At 72.3% G+C, this 19,535-nt stretch carries 9 protein-coding genes and 1 pseudogene; 1 reads left to right on the forward strand and 9 read right to left on the reverse strand.

Translation table 11 applies throughout. The features are described from left to right. Positions 1–45: 45 nt before the first annotated feature. From ACIPSJ_RS42810 to ACIPSJ_RS42850, 9 genes and pseudogenes are all read right to left on the reverse strand, one after another. Positions 46–1,021, reverse strand: a pseudogene (locus ACIPSJ_RS42810) (class I SAM-dependent methyltransferase). After that, the gene (locus ACIPSJ_RS42815; protein ID WP_401354232.1) at positions 1,018–2,217 is read right to left on the reverse strand and encodes a glycosyltransferase; all 1,200 of its coding nucleotides are present in this window, start codon (positions 2,215–2,217) and stop codon (positions 1,018–1,020) included. Before ACIPSJ_RS42815 ends, ACIPSJ_RS42810 begins: the two are co-directional and overlap by 4 nt. Further along, positions 2,214–3,080: an alpha/beta fold hydrolase gene (locus ACIPSJ_RS42820; protein ID WP_401354234.1), complete on the reverse strand. Its 867-nt coding sequence runs from the start codon at positions 3,078–3,080 to the stop codon at positions 2,214–2,216. The genes ACIPSJ_RS42815 and ACIPSJ_RS42820 overlap by 4 nt, the downstream gene beginning before the upstream one ends. 3 nt (positions 3,081–3,083) lie before the next feature. Further along, a complete protein-coding gene (locus tag ACIPSJ_RS42825; RefSeq protein WP_401354237.1) occupies positions 3,084–3,407 on the reverse strand; it encodes an acyl carrier protein in 324 nt (107 codons plus the stop codon). After that, positions 3,404–7,930 carry a type I polyketide synthase gene (locus ACIPSJ_RS42830; RefSeq protein WP_401354239.1) on the reverse strand — a complete coding sequence of 1,509 codons (4,527 nt, stop codon included), beginning with the start codon at positions 7,928–7,930 and terminating at the stop codon, positions 3,404–3,406. The genes ACIPSJ_RS42825 and ACIPSJ_RS42830 overlap by 4 nt, the downstream gene beginning before the upstream one ends. Position 7,931: 1 nt before the next feature. Then, positions 7,932–14,717 (reverse strand): SDR family NAD(P)-dependent oxidoreductase, encoded by a 6,786-nt coding sequence (locus ACIPSJ_RS42835; RefSeq protein ID WP_401354242.1) that lies wholly within the window; start codon positions 14,715–14,717, stop codon positions 7,932–7,934. Positions 14,718–14,894: 177 nt separating this feature from the next. Further along, entirely contained in the window at positions 14,895–16,565 is a 1,671-nt protein-coding gene (locus ACIPSJ_RS42840; RefSeq protein ID WP_359222288.1) for an FAD-binding protein, read from the reverse strand. Positions 16,566–16,786: 221 nt separating this feature from the next. Further along, positions 16,787–17,971 (reverse strand): FAD-dependent oxidoreductase, encoded by a 1,185-nt coding sequence (locus tag ACIPSJ_RS42845; RefSeq protein ID WP_359222289.1) that lies wholly within the window; start codon positions 17,969–17,971, stop codon positions 16,787–16,789. Positions 17,972–18,047: 76 nt separating this feature from the next. Further along, positions 18,048–18,701: a TetR family transcriptional regulator gene (locus tag ACIPSJ_RS42850; protein ID WP_359222290.1), complete on the reverse strand. Its 654-nt coding sequence runs from the start codon at positions 18,699–18,701 to the stop codon at positions 18,048–18,050. 135 nt (positions 18,702–18,836) lie between these two features. Here ACIPSJ_RS42850 and ACIPSJ_RS42855 point away from each other — a divergent pair, with 135 nt between their 5' ends. After that, the gene (locus ACIPSJ_RS42855) at positions 18,837–19,487 is read left to right on the forward strand and encodes a TetR/AcrR family transcriptional regulator (RefSeq protein WP_401354246.1); all 651 of its coding nucleotides are present in this window, start codon (positions 18,837–18,839) and stop codon (positions 19,485–19,487) included. Positions 19,488–19,535: the final 48 nt, after the last annotated feature.

The following is a 19,535-nucleotide window of genomic DNA, read 5'->3' on the forward strand; positions in this document are numbered from 1 at the left end:
TGGCCCGTCCCGGCCGGGACGGGCCACACACCTACGGTCGTGTGCTCAGTCCCTGCGGGCCACCAGCCGGTAGGCGTTGGACAGACCCAGCGGACGAGCCAGCGGTCCTACGACGAACCGGTCCAGCACGGTGCCCGCGAGGAGGGCCGGGACCCCGGCGGCCAGCAGGTCGACGGGGTCGTGCGGATCGGCGTGCCGCTCCGCCACCACCGTGAAGCCGAGGTTCCGCAGCTCGCGGCGGAGGTTCTCGATCGGCATGAAGTGCAGGTGCTGCGGTTGCAGCCAAGGCAGCCACCAGCGGCCGAGGAGGCGGGCGTAGCGGCTGTCGGGGGCGGGGACCTCGACCAGCAGATGGCCGCCGGGGCGCACGGCCCGCCGGGCCGCCATCAGTTCAGCGGCCGGTTCGGTGCTGTGCTCCAGGTAGTGGAACATACTGACGACGTCATAGGGATCGCCGAGTTCCCGACCAGTTCGGTGAGATGACCGCGGTGACCGTGCCGCACGCGTCCGGCACGCGCGGCGAGTCGACGCCGTCGGTGATGTCCGTGCCGTCGAAGACGGTGCCGGGGTGGACCGTGCGGGCGGCCTCGCAGAAGTGGCCGCGGCCGGTGCCGACATCCAGCCAGTTACCGGGCGCGGGCGCGAAGGGCAGCACGGATTCGGCACGCCGTACGTACCTCCGCGTGCGGTCCGCGAAGATGCTTCCCACCTGTTTCTCCCCCGGGCCGTCGTAGAGGTCCCGGTGGTAGAACTCCAGCCCGGCGTTGCTGAGCCGCGGGTTCTGGAAGGTGTGCCGGCACCGCTCGCACCGGTCCAGGACGAACCGGCCGGGCTTGTGCTGGATGAGGTCCTTGGTGCGCAGACGGGTGGTCAGCCGGTCGGAGCCGCACCAGGGGCAGGTGGTGCGCCGTGGTTCGAAGAACCGGTCGACGCCCTCGGCGAGTTCGGCCCGGTAGGCGTCGCGCGGTCCGGCGACCCGCTCGTCGCGGCTCGGTGCCGGGTGGTGGTACGTGTCGCTCACTCGTCCTCCTTCGGCACCACGCCGTCGGCCAGCCGCTCCAGGTGGGTCGCGGCGGCTCCGCCGCCCCCGGCGGCGCGAAGCGCCGTACGGATCCGTCCGGCCGCCGCACGAGGGCCCGGATCGCGCAGTACGACGTCGAGGGCGGCCCCCAGCCGTCGCGCGGTGACCCGGCCGAAGCGGATCCGGACGCCCGCCCCGGCGCCGGTCACCTGTCCGGCCACCACCGGCTGGTCGTCCCGGATGGGGGCCACGACAAGGGGGACACCGTGCCACAGGGCCTCACAGACCGTGTTGTGACCGGCGTGGCAGACGACCGCGTCCACCCTTTCCAGCAGGGCGAGTTGAGGCACCGAGGACAGCACGAGCACGTCCCTGTCCCGGGGGTCTTCGGCACCCAGCGCCCGGCCGGGGTCGACGATCACCGTCTGCAGCCGGTGTGCCCGCTCGCGTGCCGCGGCCAGACACACGTCGAGGAAGCGGGCCCCGGCATCGGCGTTGACCGTGCCCAGCGTCACCAGGACGCGTTGGCGGCCGGGGTCGAGCCGTTCCCAGGGGAATCCGGACACGGCGGCCCGGTGCGCGATCGAGGGCCCCACATAGCTGATCCGGACGCCCTCCCGGACCACCGGACCGGCCAACTCCTCGATGGTGAACGCCAGTACCAGGTGCGGGGAGAAGCGGGGGTCGGCGGTGCCCGCCGGATCCCCGATCCGGTTGCGCAGTTCGCGCAGCATCCCGTCCAGCCAGAGCGCGACCTTCGGCATCCCGGCCAGCGGGTCGGTGAATTCGGCCGACGTGGTGGCGGAGGTGGCCCAGGGCACGCCGAGCCGTTCGGCCACCAGGGCGCCGGCGAACGCCTGTTGATCGGCGACGACGGCGTCGGGCCGGAAGTCCCCGACGGCAGCCACGACTCCGGGTGCCATCGCGTCGGCGAGCGGCACCAGGAACCGCTCCCAGAGGAACCTCATCGCCTCCGGCCCGCGCAGCTCCGGCGGCCGTACCCGGTCGCCCGTGCCCGGCATCGGTCCGGCGCACGGGTACACCACGGCGTCGACACCCGCGGGCCGCCGCACGAGCGCGGGGGCGGCGCAGACCCACGCCACCGCATGCCCGCGCGCGGTGAGTTCAGCGGCGACGCCGACGGCCGGGTTGATGTGCCCGGCCAACGGCGGTGCGACGAACAGGAACCGGCTCACCGGACCGCCGGCCCTGCCGCGCCCGACGCCCGACCGCCGCCGCCGGGGATCGATGCCCGTCCCGGGCCACGCCCGCCGCTCCCCTCGATCAGCGCCAGGACATGACCGCCGACCGTTCCGGCCGCCTCCACCAGCACGGAGTGCTCGTGGCCCGGTACCACGACCGTCCGGCAGTCCGGCAGGGACGCCTCCAGCCACGGCACGAGTGCGGCCAGGTCGGAGTCACCGCCGTAGACACCCAGCACCGGACAGCCCACGGCTCTCATCCCGTCCTCGGTCAGCACGCTGCTGGCCGGGATGTCCCGGACAAGGGTGGTCTCGCGAGCCAGCCGGGCGGCGCCCCTGGCCAGACGCGCCGTGTTGTGGCCACGGTTGACGGTGATCCAGGCGAGCGCGTCGGTCTCGTTGTACGCCAGTTCGCGCTGCACACGCCGCAGGATGCCGTCCAGTTTCGCCGCCCAGGCCGCGGTCGCCGGTTCCGACTCGATCAGGGAGACGGAGGCCGCCCGCTCGGGGTGGCGCGCCGCGTACCCGAAGGCGACGGTTCCGCCGTAGGAGTTGCCGACGAGATGCACCGGGCCGGTCACCGCCAGCCGGTCGAGCAGGGCCGCCAGGTCGTCGACGGCGTCGTCGAGGGTGTAGCCGGTCGGCGGGCGGCCGCTGCGGCCGTGGCCGCGCAGGTCGTACATGACCACGTCGAGCCCGGCGGCGGCGAAGGCCGGGGCGACGGTGAAGTAGTAGCTGGCCAGGCTGTCGGTGAGCAGCCCGTGCACGAGAAGAACGGTGCCGACGGCCGGGTGGCCGTCTCGGGGGCCCATCCGTTGTACGTGCAGCCGGACGTCTCCGGTGTCGACCATGGGCATGGCTCAGCCCGCCTCCGTGGCCTTCAGGCTCCACACGACGTACTCGACGAGCCGGCCGACGGTCAGCTCGATGATCTCGTCGAACTCCATCCCGGCCAGGAACTCGGCGAAGTTGACCCGCGTCCCGTACCGCTGCTCCAGCAGTCCGGCGAGGGTGACCAGGTCGATGCTCTCCAGCTCCAGGTCGCGGTGGAAGGTGCTGGTCATGTCGATGTCGACGTCGTCCAGGCCGTACTCGTCCTCCAGGAGGCAGGCGAGCATGTCGGTGATGTCGGCGAACACCGGTCCCTCGTCCGCGCGGATCAGCGGTGGCTGGCTGGTGGTCATCGGTCGTACTCCTTCTCGGGGGTGGGTCCGGTCGTCCAGGCCACGACGTAGTCGCGTTCCGGCAGCCCGTCGGGGTTGGTCGTCCGCTCACAGCGCACCGGGTACGCGTCCGCCAGGCGTCCGGAGACCACGAGCCGGTCGGCCGCGGCCTCACGGACCCGGAAGTCGCGCGGCCGGCCGCCGAATCCGCTGCCCTCCGCCTTGGCGACCGCCTCCTTCGCGGCCCAGAACCGGGTGAACCACAACGCCTGGGAGTCGTCGGTGGAGAGGTCGTGCAGCAGCCGGATCTCGTCCGCGCCGAGGGCGACGGCCAAGGTCGCCCGGTCCGGTGCGGTGACTTCTTCGAGGTCGATGCCCGGGCCGGGTCCTGGGGTGTGCGGCCGTACGATCGCCACGGCCGCCTCGGCCCGGTGGGCGAGGGAGACGTCCAGCGGTGGCAGCCTGCGGCCGTGCAGGCCGGTGACGTAGGGGCGGCCCGCCCAGTCGCAGAGCACGCGCAGCTCCGCCGGGTAGATCGGATCCTCTCCATCCCGCCAGAGCCACTGCCGTACGGCGTCTTTGACGGCGATCCGGCCGAGCAGCCACTGCCGGCGGCCGCGCGGCGGATGCGCGGCGTACTCGGCACGCTCTCCGCTGCCCAGCGAGTTGCGCATGATCAGCTCGCGGGAGGCCAGATCGGGCCACCGCTCGTGCAGGAGGACCCAGCCACCGGGACGGGCCTCGGAGAACGTATTGCACTCCGGGAAGCGCTCGGCCGGCCGGGTTTTCGGGTCGTTGTCGAAGCGCCGGTCCTGCCAGCCGCCGATGCTCGCCCACACCCGGCCGTCCACCGTCAGCTGGACGTCCGCCTCCAGGACGGTGTCGGTGAGCGAGGTGATCCGCACCAGGCAGCCGACCTCGGTGCCGGGGGCCGGGTGCGGGCCGTGGAAACGCACCTCCCGCATCTGCACCGGGAAGACGACGGTCCGCTCGGTACGGGTGGCCATGATCCAGTAGCCGAGAATCTGGCCGACGTTGTCGAGGAGCGCGCCCGGGGCGGCGGGCGTGGTGATCACTCCACGAACGTGCCGGTCGCCGATCGCAGCAAGCTCGGTGACGCCCTGGAACGCCGGGCCGTGGAACATCCAGCGCTCGGAGTAGAGCTGGGCGGCGGTGTGGTCGGGGGTGCGTTCGGGGGCGGGATCCGGCCGCCAGGGGGTGGGGGCGAAGGCAGGGGGCCGGGCGGCGAGTTCGACCACGGCCCGGGCCCAGTGGCCGAAGGAGACGACGACACGATCAGGGCCGTCGGCAGTCGTCACGACCGGCACATCGACCGGTGGGGTGACCGTGAGCCACTGGTCGAACCGCGCCTGGTGCACGGCGACGGCCCGCTTGCCGGGAGCCGCCTGTTCAGCCGCCGCCATCATGTGATGGACGATCGTCGTCGCCGGTACGACCGGGAAACGGTCGCCGATGTCCGGCCAGTCGGGGCGCTGCGGGAAGAAGCAGTGATCGAGCAGGTAGGGCATCGTGTCGACGGAGACGCGGAGCGTGGTGCGTCGTGGCGCGGGGACAACCCGGGGAGCGGCGGCAACGGGACGCCGGGAGGGAGCGAGCAGGGTGGGAGCAGCCGGGACGGCGGTACGGATCCGGAGCCGGCCTGCTTCGGCGTGGGCGGTTGCCGGGCCTCGGCCGTCCGCCCTGATCAGCTCCGCCGCCGTGTACGCGGTGTCCCGTAACAATGCGGAGAGTTCGGCGGCTGCCGGTGAGCTCGTCGCGAACGCGTCCCAGGGGGCCTCGGCGGCCCGGCCCGGGGTGGGGCGCAGATCCGCCCGGAGTTCGGTGAGCGTCGCCTGATCGCCGAGTGACACCAGTGCTCCGCCGAGATCCAGCCGGACGGGTGACCGGTTCTGCTTCACTGCCGCGGTACGGCTGGGCAGCACAGGCGCGACCTGCACCCCGGCCCCCGCGGTCCACAACGCGGTGGCCACGCGCCGGAGTTGGGCCATGCCGGAGCGGTGCGGGGAGTTGGCGGCGACGGCGAGGTGGTCGCGGTCGCCGAGGATGTCGCCGATGAGGGAGGCGAGTTGGCCGGGGCCGGTCTGTACGAAGGTGCGGTGCCCGGCGGTGTAGAGGGCCTCGATCAGCTGCCGGAAGCGGACGGGCTCCAGCAGGTGCCGGACGAACAACTCCCGTACCGACGGCTCGTCGTGGGGGTACGGCGATGCGGTCGTCGCAGACCACAGCGGGACGGTGGGCCGGTGCAGCCGGAAACGGTGTGCGGCCTCCTCGATGGGAGCGAGGTACGGCTTCAGCATCGGTGTGTGGAAGCCGGACCGGAACGGCAGCACCTGGCACACCACGCCCCGCGCCCGCAGCGATCGGAGAAACGCCGTCACTGCCTCGTCCGGGCCGCACACCATGGACTGGTTCGGCGAGTTGTCGTGGGAGAGCACGACTCCCGCTGCCGCCCCGCCCTCCTTGGCCAGGTCGGCCAGCACACGTTCCGCGGGGGCTCCGACGGCACCGAAGGCCAAGCCGGGAACGACCAGACTGTCGGGGTCGAACGTCGCCATGAAGTCGCCGGCCTCGTCGGCGGAGTACACCCCCGCCGCCATCATCGCCGTCCACTCGCCGACGCTGTGCCCGGCGACCGCGTCCGGCACGACGCCCATCCGGCGCAGTACGGCGTCCAGGAGGCGGCCGACGGCGACGACCTGCAGGCCGTGCCGACCCAGGTCCGCCACCTGCGCACCGGCGCGGATGCCGGGTAGGCCGAAATGGGCGGCGACATCGTCCACTTGGGGTTCGAAGGCGGCCTCCAGCCCCGGGAAGACAAACGCCAGTCGTCCGCCGAGCCGATCCGGTGCGAACCAGACGTCGCTCCGCCCCTGCCAGATGCGTCCCTTGGCGACCGCCCGGCGTGCGACCGCCAGTTTCCGGGCGGTCGGGGCAACGACACCGAGCCGGGCGGGGCCGGCCTCCGGGTGCACCCGACCGGTGTCGAGACCCGAGGCCAGCACGGTGGAGTCGGACGCGTTCAGCATCTCGGCGAGGCGGTCGGGGGTGGCGGCGGCGAGGAGGAGGATGCGCTCGGGTTCGGCCACTCGGATGATCTGCCGTCTGCGGGGTGCTTCCTCCAGGACCACGTGTGCGTTGATCCCGCCGAACCCGAAGGCGTTCACCCCGGCCCTGCGGACCGGCTGCTCGCGGGTGGTCCGCCAGGGTTCGGCCCGGTCCAGGGTACGAAAGCGGGTGGCCGCCAGGGCCGGGTGCGGGTCGTCGCAGTGCAGGGTGGGCAGCAGGGTGGCGTGGTGCAGCGCGAGGGCCGCCTTCACCAGACCCGCGACTCCGGCGGCCGGCATGGTGTGACCGATCATCGACTTCACCGAGCCCAGCACAGCCCGCTCACGGTCGACACCCGGCCCGAACACCGCAGTGAGGGTGGCCAGTTCGGCCGTGTCACCAGCCGGGGTCGCGGTGCCGTGCGCCTCCAGCAGACCCACCGAGGACGATGCGGCGGGATCGAGTCCGGCGGCCCGCCAGGCCTGGCGTACGGCGTGGGCCTGACCGCCGGGATCGGGGTTGACCAGCCCGGCGGTACGGCCGTCGCTGGCCACGCCGGTGCCCCGGATCACGGCGTAGACGCGGTCGCCGTCCCGTTCGGCGTCCGCGAGGCGTTTGAGGACGACGACTCCGGTGCCCTCGCCGATCAGGATGCCGTCGGCGTCGCGGTGGAAGGGGCGGATGCGTTCGCTCGGGGAGAGCGCGCGCAGCTGGGAGAACACGCTCCACAGGGTGATGTCGTGGCAGTGGTGCACTCCCCCGGCGAGCATCACATCGCAGCGCCCGGCGGCCAGTTCGGTGACGGCCTGGTCGACAGCGACCAGCGAGGAGGCGCAGGCCGCGTCCACGGTGTAGGCGGGGCCGCGCAGGTCGAGGCGGTTGGCGATCCGGGAGGCGGCGAGGTTGGGCACCAGGCCGATCGCCGACTCGGGGCTGGCCGGGCCGAGCCGCTCGGTGAACGCCTCCCGCACCCGGGCCAGCTGGCCCGGGGTGAGGTCGGGCACCAACTCGCCCAGGGTGCGCACGAGTTGTCCGGCGGTGCGGACCCGCTGGTCGAGCCGGACCAGACCGGGGGTGAGGTAGCCGCCCCGGCCCAGCACCACCCCGATCCGGTGCCGCTCGGGCAGCCGCTCCTCGCCGCCCGCGTCCGCGATCGCGGCGGCCGCCACGTCGAGGGCGATCAGCTGGTCGGGTTCGGTGCCGTCGACGGAGTTCGGCATGATCCCGTACCGGGTGACCTCGACCTCGGCGAGGTCGTCGACGAAGCCGCCGCGCCGGCAGTAGACCTGGTCGGGGACGGCGGGCCCGGTCGCGGAGCCGGGACGGTAGTAGTCCGCGTCCCAGCGCCCTGCCGGCACCTCGCCGATGGCGTCCACGCCGTCGCGCAGATTGCGCCAGTACGCGTCGAGGCCCGCGGCGCCGGGGAGCAGCACCGCCATGCCCACGATCGCGACCGGTGTCTGACGGTCGTCGCTCATGTCACCAGCCCGAAGCGGTGTAGACGACGGCCCGCACGGACGGCTCGCCCCAGGCCAGCTCCCGCAGCAGCGCGGCGGCGCCCTCGGCGGGATCGATCAGCCGCACCCCGCGCCGCGCGTACTCGCGCCCCAGCTCGGGACTGACCATCCCGGTGTGACCGCCGACAGGCGCCCAGGGCCCCCAATGCACGGTCAGCACCCGGCCCCCAGCGCGCTCCGCCCACTGCGCACCCAGACTCTCCAACGCGTCATTCGCCGCCGCGTAGTCGGCCTGGCCACGGTTGCCCAGCACAGCCGAGATACTGCCGAACAACACCACGAGGTCAGGTTTGTCGGGCAGTTCGTCAAGGGCCGTCAACAAATTCTTGGCGCCGCTCACCTTGGTGTCGTACACGTGCTGGAAGGACTCTGGGGTCTTCTCGGCGATCAGCCGGTCCTCGATCACCCCGGCGGCGAACACGACCCCGTCCAGACGGCCGTGATCGGCGTGGATCTCCTTGACGGCCTGGAGCGCGGCCTCCCGGTCACGGAAGTCCACAGCCCGGTAGCGAGCCTCACTGCCGAGGGCGGCGAGTTCGTCCAGAGTCGCGGAAATCTCCCGCTGAGCCAGGATGAGCTCCGAAGAACGGTTGATCTCGGCGGGGCCCACGTCTGCCCGCGCAGCGAGCACGGCACGTAGCTCCGCCGGGGTCCGGGCACCGGCGATGTCCGGAGCCTCGGGGCCGGCGGGCGCCGGGGTCCGGCCCAGCAACTCGATCCGGCAACGGCAAGCAGCGGCCAGACCGGCCGCGAACGTCGCGGTGATCCCCCGCGCCCCACCGACCAGCAGCACCACCGAATCCCGGTCCAGACCGAGCGCGGCGGCCTCGGCGGCCCCCTCCCCCGCCGGACCAGCACCACTGGTGGCCAGCGGGCCGAGCGGGGCCTCAACCAGCTCGACTCCATGCCTGCCGGCCGCCGTGCGCAGGACCACGGGAGTGTCGGTCTCGGGCGCTAGCAACTCAGCGATCAGCGCGTCGGCGACTCCCACGGGCGAGATGTCCTCAAGGTCGACGACCCGGGCGACCGTGTCCGGATATTCCCGGGCGACGGTACGGAACAGGCCGTGCAGGCCGGCCGCATGTGAGCCTTTCGCCGACCGTACGGCCAGCAGCAGGCGTGGGGTGCGTCGCAGCGCGGCCTGAAGGACCGGGAGGGCGCCGGGCAGCACGGGCGGGCCGGAGGGGGAGAGCGAGTCCATGTAGAGGATGCCGTGCACGGGGCCGTCGACTTCGTTGAGCGGGTCCGTGGGGGCAAGGTGCCGCGCATGGGCGCCGTACGAGGTGAGCCGGGCCAGGACCTCGTGGTACACGTCCCAGCCGTGGCCTTCACCGACTAGGACGAACCGCCGGTCGGTCAGGAGGACCGACGGATCCGCGGGGGCGTCAGAATCCTGGTGCGCCAAAAGCATCGCCTGCGACCGGAACCGCCTCGGGGCCTCACCGGTAACGGTCGGCGCTTCCTGTGGCACGGCCCGCGCGTCAGGCGTACTGCTCTCGCCCGGTCCCGTCAGCCGTACCGTGAGCCATTTCGTCACGGCGGCCGCTGTCCGTGCCTTGGCCAGCTCCTCCAACTCGCTGTCGTCCAGGGTCTCCGCCCCGCCCGCGATCCCGAGCCGCTTCGCCAACTCCCCCGCGATCTCGGCCCGTTTGATCGAGTCGATACTCAGGTCCGCCTCCAGATCGAGATCGGGCTCGATCATGTCGACGGGATAGCCGGTGCGCTCGCTGATGATCTCCAGGACGACCCGCTCGACGTCGGTCTCCGGAGACGACTCCAGGACCGGGTTGGCCTCCAACTCTGGCTGCGGCACCAGGTTTTCGACGGACGCCTGTGGAATCGGAGCCGCCGGTACGGCGGGCGCCGTCCCCGGTGCTGCCCCGAAGTAGGTGAGCAGCACGTCTCGCTGGGCGGCGATCATCTCCCGGCTGGTGCGCAGGAACTCGGAGATCAGCGCGTCCCGGTCGGCCGGGGCACCGTGCGGCTGATTAGTCGTCACCGTCATCGTCTCCACGACTCGTCGGGCCGGCGCCAGAGCACCGGGCAGGAGGTCACCGGCGGCGGTACGGACAAGCTGTCCATCCACCGTCCACCCAGGTCGCGTGGGCGCAGGGGCCCGGACCGCGTCAAGAGCGTCGCGTCCCAGGAGCAGCCGCCCGACGCGCACGGATGCCCCGGCGACGGCCAATTGGGCGAGCGCGTCGAGCCAGCCGCGCAGTCCGCTGTCAGCCCGGGGCTCGCAGGCCACGGTGGTGTGCGGGCGGTCGCCCAGGATCTGCCCGACGAGCCGGGTGAGCACGCTGCCGGGTCCGGCCTCGACGAAGACCCGGGCCCCGGCCTCGTACATCGCCTCGATCTGAGCGGCGAAGACGACGGGCGAGCCGATCTGGGCCGCGAGTCCGGCACGCACCGCCTCCGCGTCGTCGCCATAGGGAGCCGCCGTCCGGTTGGACCACACCGGGAATTCCGGAGCCCGCACCACCTGCTGGGTGAGTGTCTCCGCGAAGCGCTGCCCGGCCCCTGCGACCAGGGGGCTGTGGAAGGCGCAGGCCACCGGGATCCGCTTGGCACCGAGACCGGCCCCGCGCAACAGCCGTACGGCTTCGGTCACGCCCTCGGTCGGACCCGAGATCACCGTCTGCTGGGGCGAGTTGTGGTTGGCAACCACGACGGGGACGGGTGCACCGGTCTCTCGCAGTGCGCGCTCGACGTCCTCGGCACCGGCGGACACGGCGGCCATGCTGCCCGGGTCGTCGGTTCCCGTGGCCGCGAGGATCGCCGCCGCGCGTTCGGCGCTCAGCACCAACAGAGCTTCCGGGTCGAACGCGCCAGCCGCGGACAGAGCGACCAGCTCGCCGTAGCTGTGCCCCGCCGCCATGTCCGGCCTTACACCGACGGAGGTGAGCAGGGCGTGGGCGGCGAGGCCGGTGATGCCGAGGGCGGGCTGGGCGGCCCGGGTGTCGGTGAGGGCCGCCCGACGGCGCTCCCTGGTGGTGTCGTCGAAGGCGGCGGGCGGATAGAGGGCGTCGGCGTGGACCCGGCCCAGTTGCAGGTAGTGCTGCAGCTCGGGGAAGGCGATCAGAACGTCGGCCAGCATGCCGGGGCGCTGACTGCCCTGACCGGGAAAGAGGAACGCGACCTTGGCGTCCGCGTCTTGGGACGCGCCGGCCAAGTGGATCCCGGCCCGCGGGTCCCGCTCCCCCGCCAGGACCCGCCGCAGCTGCCCGGCCAACTCGGTGACATCGCCCGCCACCACCGCCGCCCGCACCGGCTCGGGCGAGGCGTCCGCACGACGAGCCGCCGCCAACGCCAGATCCCGCAACCGCCAGGAACCCGTCTCGGCCACCCGCAGCAGTTCCTCGACGCCCCGGCGGGCGGCCTTCTCGTCCCGGCCCCGGAACACGAACAACTCAGCAGGCCAGACATCCAGCCCCTGCTCCGGCGGCACCGCGCCGTCATACGCCTCCAACACCACATGAAAGTTGGTGCCACCGAACCCGAACGCACTGACCCCCGCCACCCGTTCAGCGGCCGGAGCCGCCCAGGGCCGGGCCTCGGTGTGGAAGGCGAACGGGCTGTCGTCCTCGGTCCAGGCCGGGTTGGGCCGCTCCAGGTGCAGGGTGGGCGGCTTGACGCCGGTGTGCAGGGCGAGGGTGGTCTTGATCAGACCGGCGAGTCCGGCAGCACACTTGGTGTGCCCGATCTGCGACTTCACCGACCCCAGCACACAACCCCCGCTCACCGCACCCGCCTCCGCGAACACCTCACTGAGGATGGTCAGTTCGGTGCGGTCACCGACGACGGTCCCGGTGCCGTGCGCCTCGACCAGCCCCACCCGCGCCGGGGAGATACCGGCGCTGCGGTACGCACGCAGCAACGCCGCCCGCTGCCCCTCGGGACGAGGCGCGGTCAACCCCAGGGAACGGCCGTCACTCGACGAACCCAGCCCCTTGATCACCCCGTAGACCCGGTCACCGTCCCGCTCGGCATCGGCCAGCCGCTTCAGCACGACACACGCCACACCCTCACCCAGCGCGATACCGTCCGCGGACCCGTCAAAAGCCCGCGAACGCCCCGTCGGCGACAGCGCATGCACCGAAGAGAACAGCACATAGTCGTTGATCCCGTTGTGCAGATCCGCGCCACCGCACAACACGACATCACTCGTCCCGGCAGCCAGCTCCTTGCACGCCACATCCACCGCCGCCAACGAGGACGCACACGCCGCGTCCACGGTGAAGTTGGCACCGCCCAGATCCAGCCGGTTCGCGATCCGCCCCGAGATGACATTGGCCAGCATCCCCGGGAACGAATCCTCCGTCAGCCGGGGCAGCTGCTCCTCCAACCCCTCCGGCACCCTCCCGAAATAAGAGGGCAGCACCGCCCGCAGCGTGCCCGCGTTCGACAGATCGCTGCCCGCCTCCGCACCGAAGACCACGGAGGTGCGCGAGCGGTCGAACCCCCGCCCCCGCTCTCCGTATCCGGCATCATCCAGCGCCCGCCGCGCCGCCTCCAGGGCCAGCAGCTGAACCGGCTCGATATGCCCCAGGGACGCGGGCGGAATGCCATAGCTCAACGCGTCGAAGGGAATCGGCGGCAAGAAACCACCCCACTTCGAAGTGGTGCCGCCCTCGGCGTGATGGACAGCCGGATCCCAGCGCTCGGGCGGGACCTCCGTGACCGCATCATGCCCTGCCACCACGTTCGCCCAGAACGTGGCCAGATCGGGAGCCTGCGGGAACATGCACGCCATACCCACGATCGCGATGTCCAACGGGGCAGGGGCGTCCTCGGGCCCTGACTCGTCCTCTCCCCCCAGGCATGCACGTACTGTCTCCGCGCGGGCGGCGAGAAACTCCGCGGCACCCTCGGTCACCGAGTGGTGCAGGGCGCCGACGGTCGTGGTCGCCGAGCGGAGTACCGCCACCTCTCCGGCCATGAACATGCCTTCGGCAAGCTGGCGTTCGGCGTCGACCTCGGTCAGCGCTCCGGTGGCGTCACGCTCAAGGCCCTTGCTGGCGATGCGCAGCCGGCCGATGTTGAGCCGTTCCAGTTCCTCCCACCGCTGGCGGTCCGGCACACCCTGGGAACGCAGTCCGGCCTCGATCCGCCGGTAGCCGTCGCTGAAGGGGCTGGGCACACAGCGGGTGGCATGGCCGGGCGCGGTCTCCAGCAGCGTGGTCCGGCGGGCGCGTACGACCTGTTCCTGGAAGGTCGGTTGCACCGCGCCGCAGGTCACGGCTTCCTCGGTGAAGAGGTAGGCGGTGCCCATGAGCAGGCCGACGGCCGCACCCCGAGCGGTGAGGGGCGCGGCGAGCGCGGCAACCATCGCGGCCGAGCGCGCGTCATGGACACCGCCCGCGAAGAACACCTCCAGACCCTCGACGTCCGGGAAATCCTCCAGCACGGCAAGCTGGGCCTCCCACAGCGGGAAGCTCGCACGCGGCCCCACGTGGCCGCCGCACTCGGACCCCTCGAAGACGAACTTCCGGGCCCCCGCCTCCAGGAACTGCCGCAGCAGCCCCGGCGAGGGCACATGCAGGAAGGTGCTGATCCCGGCCCGCTCCAACGCCTCCGCCTGGGCCGGCCGGCCACCCGCGACGATCGCGTGGCTGGGCCGCAGCTCCCGGACCTCTTCGAGCTGGGCGTTCCTGAGCTCCTCGGGGGCGAAGCCGAGCACACCCACGCCCCAGGGCCGGCCGTCGAGCACGGCCCGGGCCTCGGTCAGCATCTCGCGGGTGCGGGTAGCGTCCGCCAGGGCCAGCGCCAGGAAGGGCAACGCCCCGTCATCGGCGACCGCGACCGCGAACCGTGCCTGGTCACTGACCCGGGTCATGGGTCCCTGTGCGACGGGGAGCGCGGTGCCGAGGGCCGTGCCCATGGGGGAACCGGGGTGCAGGGCGCGGCCCGCGTCCTGGCCGGTCAGGGCTTCTTCGACGGCGCCCGTGAGTGCGCGGACGACGCCGCCGACGTCGTGCCATCGCTCGGCGAACCGTGCGGCGAGGAAGCCGTCCTGGCCGACCGGCAGGAGTCGGTCGGCCGATGGCTCAGCCCCGCGTCCCTTCGAGGGGCGCAGTACTCGGTGTCCTGCCACGACCGTCGTCTCCGAGCCGTCCATCGCGCGCAATGCCGCCGCAGTCGGCTCCGGCAGCAGCGTTGACTCGGCGAGCAGGGCCAGTTGGCTGTCGAGGACCACGCCGGCCGCGCCGCCCGCCACAGCCGCGGCCGCCGTACGCGGCCCGATGCCACCGCAGGCCCACACCGGGACATCCAACTCCGGTGCGTCAAGCAGCTGCTGGAGCAGGACGAAGGTGCTCAGCTCGCCGACCCGGCCGCCGCTCTCGGCGCCCCGGGCGATCAGCCCGTCCGCCCCGGCGCGGGCCGCCGTGAGCGCCTGTTCCAGGTCCGTGATCTCCACGAGTACCCGGTGACAGGCGGCCACGTCACCGACCTGCCATGCCGATTCGGCGCCCAGGACGACGGTGTGGGGGCCGTCGCCGCCTCGCGCGGCGGCGCCTCGCGCGAGTTCTCCGAGGTCGATGCGGCAGTCTCCCGCCAACCGGACCCCGAAGCCGCTCGGCGCCCAGCTCCTCAGCCGACCGAGCGCGTCGCGGGCCTGTCGGCCGCCGTCTCCCAGGTCGAGCACTCCGAGGCCGCCGGCGCGGCTGACCGCGGCGGCCAGCCTGGCGTCGGGTTCACGGAACGGGGTGATTCCGATGATCAAGTCTTCGGCGCGTACAGCAGACATGAGGGTTCTCCGAATGAACGGTGAAACTGCATGGTGGGGGGATCCGCCTACGAGCGGGTCGTGCGCTCAGGAAGGCATGCGCGAAGCGCGCATGTGCTGTCCCGTCTTCCGTGACGGGATGTTTCTCGCGGAATGGTTCACAGTCCGCCGTGGCCGACGTCCGGTCGGGACGTCGTCTCAGGCGGTGGCCGGTGCGCAGGCGTGGTTGGCCGCCGCGTATCCGAACACCGCCGAGGCGGCGATGCTCGCTCCCGCACCCGGATATCTGCGGCCCATCACGGATGCCGTGCAGTTGCCCGTTCCGTAGAGGCCGGCGATCGGGTTCCCGGTGGTGTCGAGGACCCGGGAGAACTCGTCGCAGAGCACTCCCCCGCTGGTGCCGATGTCCCCGGGATACAGGGCGACCGCGTAGAACGGCGGCTTCAGGAGGGGTCCCAGACAGGGGTTCGGCTTGTGGGTGAGGTCGCCGTAGTACTTCTCGTGGTCGCCCTCTCCCCGGTGGAAGTCCTCGTCGTAGCCCTCCCGGGCGAACCGGTTGAAGCGTTCGACCGTCTTGAGGAGTCCGTCGGAGTCGATCCCGCACTGGCGGGCGAGTTCCGCCAGGGTGTCGGCGCGTTTCAGGGTGCCGCCGGTGATCCATTCCTTCGGTGTCCGGCCGGGCGGGGACATCGCGAACGGATAGTGGCTGCGGTGCCGGGAGTCGATGACGAGCCAGGAGGGCACGGCGCCGCCGGAATCACGCTCGTGGGCGTACATCCACTGTCCGGCCTCCTGGTAGGCGACCGCCTCGTTGAAGTATCTGCGGCCCCTCGCGTCGACGACGATCGCGCCTGGTTTGCTGCGTTCGGACAGGCACATGCCGGGGGTGCCGTCGGGCATGATCCACGAGGGCATCCACCACGCCTCGTCGAGCATGTCCGTCGCCGCGCCGTGTGCCATGGCGATCCGGATCGCCTCCCCCGTGTCGCCCGGGTTCGCCGAGGTCCACAGGGTGCCCGTGGGCCGGCCCTGGGCGTACTCCTCGCGCATCTCCTCGTTCCGGGCGAAGCCCCCGGCGGCGAGGAGCACGCCGTCGCGCGCCCGGACCCGTATGTCACGTCCGCCCAGTCTGACGACGGCGCCGACGACGCGGCCGTCGTCCACGACGAGGTCGGTCAGCGCGGACTCCAGCCACACGGGCACGCCTCGCCGCAGCAGTGCCTGGAGCAGGCGGGCGCTGAGGGCCGCCCCGTTGGTGACCAGGCGCTGCCCGCGGAGCCGGCCGACCAGGGTGCGCAGCCCCACCCTGGCGAGGGTGGCGAGCCCGGTCCGGGTCCTCATCAGCATCAGGGGTCCGGCCTCACCGGTGTAGGCGTTGAGGCCGCCGGCGAAGCCGAGGCGGATGCGATCCTGCCAGGGCCCCAGGCGCTTCTTGTCGAAGGCCTTCGTCTCTATCGATCTGCCGCGCGGCGAACCGCCCTCGCACCCGCGGACACCGGAGTAGTAGTCGCTGTAGCCCTCACAGCGCCGGAACTCCAGTCCCTCGGACTCCAGGAACCCGACCATCTCGGAACCGGCGTGGAGGTAGGCCAGTCTGCGGGCGGGCGACGACGCCGGGCCCGCGTTGCCGACGACGGTGTCGAAGTAGCGGAGCGCCGCGTCGAAGGAGTCGGGGACGCCTTCGCGCCGCATGAGCGGGTTGTGGGGCAGCCACAGCACACCGCCCGACATGCAGGTCGAGCCGCCGAACAGGTCGGACTTCTCGACGACGAGCACGTCCTTGCCGAGCGCGCGGGCCCGCAGCGCTCCCACGACACCCGCGCCGCTCCCCACCACCAGGAAGTCGGTCGTGTGGTCCCAGCCGGTCATCGACCCGTCTCCTTCGCTCGTCGGTGTGGCAGCTGGGTCCCGGGGGCCAGCAGACGCCCACCGTAGGTTCGGAGATCGAGCGCGTCGCCGCCGCGCTCCCAGTGAGTGGAACGGGGTGGTGCGGGCGGGCGGTTCGGGCGTCCGCGATCGCCGGAGCGGTCCCGGTCACGGCGCTGTGGTCACAGCTCTGTGGTCACGGCTCTGTGGTCACAGCCCTGTGGTCACGGCCCCGTGGCCACCGCCTCCCGCCACGGTGCCCGTGCCGCGATGGCCTGCCGCCACCGGTGAATCGTCTTGGGCGGCATCCCTACCGCGACGGCGCCGACGAGCCGGTCGCCGGCGCGGTAGACGGCCACGAACCGGCGTTCCGCCAGGTCCCCGTCCGCGACGGCGACCTCGTCGTGGCCGCGCAGCCAGCCGTACGCCTGGACGCGGACGTCGTACTGGTCGGACCAGAAGTAGGGCACCGGGGCGAACGGTTTCGCGCTCTCGGGGTGGAGCAGATTGCGGGCCGCGGCCATGGCCTGCTCGGCGGCGTTGGTGCGGTGTTCGATCCGCATGGAGGTGTCGAACAGCGGGTTGTGCCAGCGGGCCACGTCCCCGGCGGCGTACACCCCGCGCCCGGCCTGGCAGTGCTGGTCGCACACCACGCCGTCGTCGAGGGCCAGGCCGCTGTCCGCCAGCCACTCGGTGTTGGGTACGGAGCCGATCGCGACCAGCACCGTGTCGCCTTCGACCGTCTCCCCGTCCGCCAGCCGTACCGCGCCGGCCGTCGTCTCGGTGACGGTGACCCCGCAGCGCAGCGTCACCCCCTGGTCCAGGTGCAGTTGGGCGAGCACCATCCCGACCGGCTCCCCCACCGCGTGGGCCAGCGGGACCCGTGCCGGTTCGAGGAGCACCACCTCGCAGCCGTGGGACCGGGCGACGGCGGCGGCCTCCGCGCCGAGGAACCCGGCACCGACGACGATCAGCCGGCGTCCCGGCGCCAGCCGTCCACGCAGGGCCAGGGCGTCGTCGAGGGTGCGCAGGACGTGGGCGCCGTCGCCGGGGAGACGCCGGGGGCGTACTCCGGTGGCGATGACCAGACCGTCGTACGGCACCCGGGTGCCGTCCGCCAGGCACACCTCGCGGTCGGTCAGGTCCAGGCCGGTGGCCGAGGCTTCTTGGCGGAGGTCGAGGCGGAGTGCGGCGAGGTCGCGCGGGGAGCGGAGGGTGAGCCGGTCCGCCTCCCATCGGCCGGTGAGGAACTGCTTGGACAGGGGCGGGCGGTCGTACGGGGGATGCGGTTCCGCTCCGATGAGGGTGAGCGTGCCGTCGTACCCCTCGCGACGCAGCGTCTCGGCCGCCATGAGGCCGGCGGCGGAGGCGCCCACGACCACGATCCGGTTCCGTTGTTCCGCGGGCATGCGTGTCCTACCTTCTTGGCACGGGCCCGGACGGGCCCGTCGGCTTCGCTGCGCCTGCCCCGTGGCGGCAGCCGGGTCAGGGGTGCCGGGTCACCGGTGCCTGCCACAGCGCGACGATCGCGTCGACGAGGCCGGTGGCTGCGTCGTGCCAGGTGGCCCTGGGGGTGTGGGTGGTGTCGGCGAGGGCGCGTTCCCTGTCGACGGACATCTGGACGATCAGGTGCATGGTCATCAGGGCCCGTTCGGCCCGTACCTGCTCGGGAAGTTCGGGCACACAGCGGGTGAGCCCCTCCTCAAGGCCGGTCAGCGACGGGGAGGCCGCGTAGAACTCCTCCTCGGCGATGGCGTAGAGGGCGGGGTCCGCCGTGACCTGGGCGATGAACCGCGCGTACCAGCTCGGACGGCCCAGTTCCGCCAGGTGCCGGGTGACGGGCCGCACCGAGCAGTCCACCCAGTCCCGCAGGTCACGCGAGTCGCCGATGTCGGCCAGCATGCCCACGCGAATGACCTCGATCCGTTCCGCGTGTCTGCGGACGAGGGCCCGTACGAGGTCGGCTTTGGTGCCGAAGTGGTAGATGACGGCTGTGTTGTTGCCCTGGCCTGCGGCTTCGCTGATCTGGCGGTTGGCGATCGCGTACACGCCGTACTCGGCGAACAGCCGTTCGGCCGCGTCCAGAAGTGCCTTCCGGGTCGCCCGCACCTGCTCGTCCCGCCGTGTTCCGCTTGCCATTTGTCACCACCAAGTCGGGGCCTCGCGCCGCCTCGCGGCGGCCTGTCCGAGAAGACCATCGCGCCCAAAAGTTAAATCACCGCATTGATTTCCGTCCAGGGCCCCCCGGGGTCCGGTGCCGCTACGGTGAGGGACATGACGGCCAGGGGCGCCCGGCACGAGCAGGTCCGCGCGACCCGGGAAGTCATCCGGAGCACGGCGGAGCGGCTGTTCGCGGAATACGGCATGTACGCCGTGTCGAACCGCCGGATCAGCGAGGCCGCGGGACAGGGCAACACCGCCGTGGTGAGCTACCACTTCGGCTCGAAGGCCGACCTGGTGCGGGCGATCACGCACCATCACGCCGAGCGGCTGGAGCGGGTGAGCCGACGGCTGCTGGCCGAGACCGGTGACTCGGCCGAACTCCGGGACTGGGTGGCGTGCCTGGTGCGGTCCACTCCCGAGTACCTGGCCGACCTGGGCAGTCCGACGTGGTTCGCGCGGTTCTGCGTCCAGGTGATGGCCGATCCGGTACTCCACGAGATCCTGGTCGCCGAGATCCTCACCGCGCCCGCGTGGCAGCAGATTCTCGTCGGACTGCACCGATGCCTGCCGGAGCTGCCGGACGAGGTCCGCGCCGAACGCACCGCCATGACCAGGCATGTGATCCTCCACATGTGCGCCCACCGCGAGCGCGCTCTCGCCCTGGGCACCGCCACCCCCGGGGCCGGTTGGCACGAGGCCGCCACGGGGATCGTCGACGCGATCGTCGGGGTGTGGACGGCGCCGGTCACCAGCGGATCCTGACCGCGTCCACGTACGCATCCACGTCCGCGCCCTTGTCCGCGTCCACGT

The organism is Streptomyces sp. NPDC090088 (genome assembly GCF_044747345.1).
GTDB lineage: Bacteria > Actinomycetota > Actinomycetes > Streptomycetales > Streptomycetaceae > Streptomyces.